The organism is Calidithermus terrae, assembly GCF_003574345.1.
GTDB classification, from domain to species: Bacteria; Deinococcota; Deinococci; order Deinococcales; family Thermaceae; genus Calidithermus; species Calidithermus chliarophilus.
Genome location: NZ_QXDL01000282.1, coordinates 1 through 4,330, shown reverse-complemented (window position 1 = coordinate 4,330; position 4,330 = coordinate 1). Strand labels below are relative to the sequence as shown.

At 71.7% G+C, this 4,330-nt stretch carries 5 protein-coding genes; 1 reads left to right on the top strand and 4 read right to left on the bottom strand.

Annotated features, from left to right (window positions below; all coding sequences use genetic code 11):
* Positions 1–141, top strand: a 141-nt coding sequence (locus Mterra_RS23520) for a PLP-dependent transferase (RefSeq protein ID WP_176582560.1), incomplete at its 5' end; no start/stop codon positions are given.
* Positions 142–254: 113 nt separating this feature from the next.
* On the opposite strand, the gene hemL is transcribed toward Mterra_RS23520, so the two are convergent.
* The 4 genes from hemL to Mterra_RS19300 form a co-directional block, all read right to left on the bottom strand.
* Positions 255–1,559 (bottom strand): glutamate-1-semialdehyde 2,1-aminomutase, encoded by a 1,305-nt coding sequence (gene hemL / locus Mterra_RS19315; protein WP_119316609.1) that lies wholly within the window; start codon positions 1,557–1,559, stop codon positions 255–257.
* A gap of 109 nt (positions 1,560–1,668) precedes the next feature.
* Positions 1,669–2,727 (bottom strand): uroporphyrinogen decarboxylase, encoded by a 1,059-nt coding sequence (hemE, locus tag Mterra_RS19310; RefSeq protein ID WP_119316608.1) that lies wholly within the window; start codon positions 2,725–2,727, stop codon positions 1,669–1,671.
* Between the two features lie 3 nt (positions 2,728–2,730).
* The gene (gene hemB / locus Mterra_RS19305) at positions 2,731–3,708 is read right to left on the bottom strand and encodes a porphobilinogen synthase (protein ID WP_119316607.1); all 978 of its coding nucleotides are present in this window, start codon (positions 3,706–3,708) and stop codon (positions 2,731–2,733) included.
* A 2-nt stretch (positions 3,709–3,710) separates the two neighbouring features.
* A partial coding sequence (locus Mterra_RS19300; RefSeq protein WP_147372954.1) for a uroporphyrinogen-III synthase occupies positions 3,711–4,330 on the bottom strand: 620 nt, incomplete at its 5' end.

Here is a 4,330-nt window from a genome sequence, read left to right as displayed (position 1 = left end):
GCCACCAGCTCCCACCGCTTCCTCCCCCCCGCCGAACGCGAAGCCCTCGGCCTGCACGACGGCTTCCTGCGGATGTCGGTAGGGATCGAGAACCTGGAGGACTTGCGGACGGACTTGGAGCGGGGGCTGGGGGCGGTGTGAGGCGGGAGGTAGGAAGCTATCCTTCCCCAGCCCCCCTTGCTCAAGGCGTCTTGCGTTTTGCGTTTTGCGTTTGGCGTACGGCGTAGGACGCACGACGCACGACCCGCGTTCGGCTATCCGCCATCGACCATCGACCTAAACGCCCCCTCGAGCCCCTCCAACGCCTGCGCCACCACCTCGGGCGTGTGGGCCGCCGAGGTGAAGCCGGCCTCGAACTGGGAGGGGGCCAGGTAGACGCCGTGCTCGAGGGCGGCGTGGAAGAACTTCGCGTAGCGCTGCACGTCGCTGGTCTTGGCCGAGGCGTAGTCGCGCACGGGCTCTTCGGTGAAGAAGAAGCCGAACATGGTGCCGGCCTGGTCGGTCTGGAGGGGAATCCCGGCCTGCCGGGCCAGCGCGGCGATGCCCTCGACGAGGGTGCGGGCGGCTTCGGCGGCCGCCTCGAACACGCCGGGGCGGGACCACTCCTCCAGCGTCGCCAGCCCGGCGGCCATCGCCAGGGGGTTGCCGGAGAGGGTTCCGGCCTGGTACATGGGGCCGGCCGGGGCCACCCACTGCATGATCTCCCTGCGCCCGCCGTAGGCCCCCACCGGCAAGCCGCCGCCGATCACCTTGCCCAGCGTGGTGAGGTCGGGCTCGAGGGCGTAGTGGGCCTGGGCCCCGCCCAGCGCCACGCGGAAGCCGGTCATCACCTCGTCGAAGATCAAGAGGGCGCCGTGCTCGCGGGTCAGGCGGCGCAGGCCCTCGAGGTAGCCCGGCTGGGGGCGCACCAAGCCCATGTTGCCCGCGACGGGCTCGAGGATCACCGCCGCGATCTGCCCGGGGAAGCGGGCGAAGAGCTCCTCGAGCGCCCCCAGGTCGTTGAAGGGCAGGGTCAGGGTGTCCTGGGCCGCGCCGCCGGGGACGCCGGGGCTGTCGGGCAGGCCCAAAGTAGCCACGCCGGAGCCGGCCTGCACCAGCAGCATGTCGCTGTGGCCGTGGTAGTGGCCGGAGAACTTCACGATCTTGTCGCGCCTTGTGAAAGCCCGCGCCAGCCGCAGGGCGCTCATGGTGGCCTCGGTGCCGCTGCTGACGAAGCGCAGCATCTCGACGCCGGGCATCAGCTCGGCGACCTTGCGGGCTAAGCGGGTCTCGAGCTCGGTGGGCGCGCCGTAGCTGGTTCCGAGCTCGGCCTGGGCCTGCACGGCCTTCACCACCGCCTCGGGGGCGTGGCCCAGCACCAGCGGGCCCCAGCTCATCACGAAGTCGGTGTAGCGGTTGCCGTCCACGTCCCACAGGTAGGGACCCCTGGCCTTTGCGATGAACACCGGGGTTCCGCCCACCCCGCGGAAGGCCCGCACGGGCGAGTTGACCCCGCCGGGGATGAAGCGCTGGGCTTCTTCGAACAGCGCCTTGGAGCGTTCGTGGCTGAGTTTGGTCATAGTTGAAAGTCAAGGGTCAAGGGTCAAGGGTCAAGGGTCAGGGCGTATTGTGTTTCGCGTTCGGCCATCGGCGTTCGGCGTTCGACGTAGGACGTACGACGTACCACCCTCACCGCACGACCCCCTTCGCGCTGAACTCGTGCACGAAGTCGGCCAGGCGGGCCACGTTGTCGGGCGGGGTCTGGGGCAGGATGCCGTGGCCGAGGTTGAAGATGTGGCCCCGGCGGCCCGCGGCCTCCTCGAGCACCGCCTTCGCCTGCCGCTGTAGCTCCTCCCAGGGGGCCTGGAGGAGGAGGGGCTCGAGGTTGCCCTGGATGGCCCGGTCGTGCCCGATCTGGGCCCAGGCCTCGTCGAGGCCGATGCGCCAGTCCACGCCCACCACGTCGCTGCCCAGGGCGCCGATCGCGCGCAGCAGCGCGGCGGTGCCGGTGCTGAAGTAGATCACCGGCACCCCGCCCTCCTTGGCCGCCGCGATGAGGCGGGCGTTGTAGGGGGCCACGAAGCGGGCGTAGTCGCGCGGGGAGAGCGCCCCGGCCCAGGAGTCGAAGACCTGCAGCGCGGCGCAGCCCGCCTGGGCCTGGAAGAGCAGGTAGTCCTCGAGCACGTGCACGAGCTTGTCCATCAGGCTGGCCCAGGCCTCGGGCTGGTGGTACATCAGCCGCTTGGTCTTCTCGTAGTTGCGGCTGCCCCCGCCCTCCACGGCGTAGCTGGCGAGGGTGAAGGGCGCCCCCACGAAGCCGATGAGGGGCAGGCCGCGCCCGTCGAGCTCGGCGGTGACGAGCCGGATGGCCTGCGCGGTGTAGGGCATGGCCTCGGCGGCGGGCGGGGTCATGAGGCGCTCGACGTCGGCCAGGCTGGCGAGGGCGTTGCCGATCACCGGGCCCTTGCCCTCCACGAAGTCGAGCTCGAGGCCCATCCCGATGAGGGGGGTCAGGATGTCGTTGAAGAGGATGGCGGCGTCGAGGTCGAAGGCCTGGATGGGCTGGAGGGTGATCTCGGCGGCGAGCGCGGGGTCCTGGATGGCGCCCAGCATGGTGGTCTTGGCCCGCAGGGCGCGGTACTCGGGCATGTAGCGCCCGGCCTGGCGCATGAACCACACCGGCGTGGCGTCGGTGGGCTCGAGGCGGGCCGCCTTGAGGAAGCGGGAGTTGCGTACGGATTCGTTCATGGGTTACCCCTGGTTCAGCCAGCGCGCGGCGTCCTTGGCGTGGTAGGTCAGGATCAGGTCGGCGCCGGCGCGCTTGAAGGCGGTGAGGGTCTCCAGCACCACCCGCCGCTCGTCGAGCCAGCCGTTGGCCGCCGCCGCCTTGACCATGCTGTACTCGCCCGAGACGTTGTAGACGGCCAGGGGCAGGTCGAAGGCCTCGCGCACGCGGCGCAGCACGTCGAGGTAGGGCAGGCCCGGCTTGACCATCAGCACGTCGGCACCCTCCTGCACGTCGAGGCCGGCCTCGAGCAGGGCCTCGCGGGCGTTGGCGGGGTCCATCTGGTAGGCGTGGCGGTCGCCGAAGGCCGGGGCGCTGTTGGCGGCCTCGCGGAAGGGGCCGTAGAAGCCGCTGGCGTACTTCACCGCGTAGGACATCACGCCGGTCATGGCGTGGCCGCCTGCATCGAGCGCGGCGCGGATGGCGGCGACCATGCCGTCCACCATCCCGCTGGGGGCCACGAGGTCGGCGCCGGCCTGGGCGTGGGAGACCACCACCTTGCCCAGCACCTCGAGCGTCGCGTCGTTGTCGAAGCGGCCCTCGCGGAGGATGAAGCAGTGGCCGTGGTCGGTGTACTCGCACAGGCACACGTCGGTGATGACCACCAGCCCGGGCACCGCCTTCTTGATGGCCCGGATGGCCTGCTGCACGATGCCGCCCTCGTCGAAGTTCTCCAGGCCGACGGGGTCTTTGTGGCGCGGGAGCCCGAAGAGGATCACGGCGGGGATGCCCAGGCCATAGACCTCCTGGGCCTCGGCCACGGCCTCGTCCACCGAGAGGTTGAAGACCCCGGGCATCGAGCCGATCTCGCGGCGCACGCCCTGCCCGTGGACCACGAACAGGGGGTAGATGAAGTCGTCGGGGGCGAGGGGGGTTTCGCGCACCATGCGGCGCAGGCCGGGGCTGGCCCGCAGGCGACGTAGGCGTTGGGCAGGGAAGGGCATTCTTAAACCTCCGCGAAGACTTGCTCGAGCGCCTCGAGCAGCCCCGAGGCGCTCTGGGCATCGGCTACGCAGTCTACCCCCAGCCCGCACTCGCGCGCAGCCTGGGCGGTGGTGGGGCCGATGCAGACCACCCGGGGCGGGACGACGCCGGGGGCCAGGGCCACCCAGCCGCGCACGCTCGAGGGGCTGGCGAAGACGGCGGCGTCGAAGCCCTGCCGCAGCTCGGCGCGGGCCTGGGGGGTGGGAGAGGCCAGCACGGTGCGGTAGACCGGGATCTGCCGCACGAAGGCCCGGTCGGCCTTGAGGCCCTCGGGGAGCTCGCCGCGGGCCTCCTCGGCCCCCAGCAGCAGGAAGCGCTGCCCGGCCAGGGGGCCCAAGGCGCGCAGGGCCTCGAGCAGCCCCTGCGCGCTCGGCCTCCCGGCCACCAGGTCGGCCTTCAGGCCGTAGGCCTCGAGGGCCTGGGCCGTGGCCGCCCCCACCACCCCGATGCGGGTGCCGGGGCTGAGGGCCAGCCCGGTCCCGGCCAGGTACTCCAGCCCGTAGCGCACGCCGTTGGCGCTGGTGAACAGCAGCCAGTCGTAGTGCCGGAAGTGCTGGGGGGCGGTGCCCGGCTGGGAGGGGG